The following is a 1,769-nucleotide window of genomic DNA, read 5'->3' as shown; positions in this document are numbered from 1 at the left end:
GAGCACGGTAACCATTTTCTGGGTTTCTTCATCACCAACAGGTATTACTAATATACCGCCAATTTTTAATTGTTTTAGTAATACATCCGGTACAGTAGGTGCACCTGCAGTTACAATTATTTTATCGTACGGCGCATATTGCGCTATGCCGATAGAGCCGTCGCCGCAAAAGAAATGGGGTTTGTAGCCCATTTTTTCTGGCAGTACATATTTAGTTCGTTCATAAAGCTTTTCCTGGCGCTCAATGGTATAAACATCGGCGCCAAGCTCCATCAAAATACAGGTTTGATAACCCGAACCTGTGCCAATCTCCAGCACCTTATCGCCTTTGCGGATGTGCAGCAGCTGGGTTTGATAGGCAACCGTATACGGTTGCGAAATGGTTTGCCCCTCACCTATCGGGAAAGCAATATCCCGGTAAGCCTGGTTCCAGAAAGTTTCGGCAAAAAAGTAATGACGCGGTACTTTCCCTATAGCTTTTAACACTTCTTCATCCTGGATACCTTTTTTTTCCAGAATATCCACCAATCGCTTACGGGCACCTTTTTCGCGATAATTATCAATATATTTCTGAGCCATTACACAGTAAAGTTAGCACGATTTTGGGGATTTTGGGGACATATTTTGCCTCGAACGGATAATCCATTAACTGTTAGCACAAAAAAAGTTTAGCGACTATAATCCCCTAATTAATAAAAGCCCCGTCATTGTGAGACACGAAGATAACCGACCGTAGGGAGCTCATTAATACCTATAAAAATCAAATCAAAATATTATTAATCCCCGACTTACGAGCCCATAAAAAAGGGTAACCTTGCATAATGAACCTCCCTATTGGGGATTGCTGTGTACCTCAATGACCGTTCTGAGGCCAATATCAATACGGATCCACATCTGGCTGTACAATGCTCCCTTTGCTAAGCTTGGTAGTTTGAAACTGTACAATAACATCTTTTAAAATAGCTTTGGCTTTCACTATCGAGATGCCATCCTTTTCAAATTTCAGCATGATAGATTTGATGTAGAAGTTGCGGATCCTGCTGATCAAAGGCGCTTCAGGACCAATCACGCGTTCGCCGAAATGTTTGCGAAGCTCATTGGCCAGGTACACAGCCTGGTTATACAACACCTCGGGATTCTTGTGCTTAATATCAAGGTTAATGATGCGGTAAAAAGGCGGGTATTTGAAGCTTTTACGCTCGGCCATTTCGGTAAAATACAGATCGTTATAATCATTGGCTATCACCTGTTTTATCACGCGGTGAAATGGATCATAGGTTTGAATCACTACCTTGCCCTGCTTACCCCTGCGGCCAGCCCGGCCGCTTACCTGGGCCAGCATCTGGAAACTGCGTTCGTTGGCTCTATAATCCGGGAATTTAAGCAGGCTATCGGCATTGATGATCCCGATGAGGGTAACATCGCTAAAATCCAAACCTTTGGCAACCATTTGGGTACCAACTAATATATCTATCTTTTTTTCTTCCAGGTTATTCAATATGGTTTGCAGTGAATTACGCGAGCGGGTGGTATCCAGATCCATACGGGCGATACGGGCCTCGGGAAGCAATAGGCTTAGCTCATCCTCTATTTTTTCGGTGCCAAAGCCCTTATATTCCAAATGAGTTGAACCACACGCCGGGCAAATGGAAGGCGAATCTTCCTTATAACCACAATAGTGGCAATGCAGCTTACCACTGCTTTTATGATAAGTAAGGCTTACATCGCAATTAATACATTTAGGAGTATAAGCACATATCTTGCACATC

2 protein-coding genes are annotated in these 1,769 nt (G+C 43.2%); both read right to left on the bottom strand.

Annotated features, from left to right (window positions below; all coding sequences use genetic code 11):
* The coding region (locus AC1DPZ_RS26510) for a protein-L-isoaspartate(D-aspartate) O-methyltransferase (protein WP_477409150.1) at positions 1-579 on the bottom strand (579 nt) is incomplete at its 3' end.
* 298 nt (positions 580-877) lie between these two features.
* On the bottom strand, positions 878-1,769 hold an 892-nt coding region (gene priA, locus AC1DPZ_RS26505), incomplete at its 5' end, for a replication restart helicase PriA (RefSeq protein WP_477409148.1).

It is taken from the genome of Mucilaginibacter sp. P4_G9 (assembly GCF_056400985.1).
The sequence above is the reverse complement of the archived record's forward strand: the minus strand, read 5'-3'. Positions and strand labels throughout refer to the sequence as shown.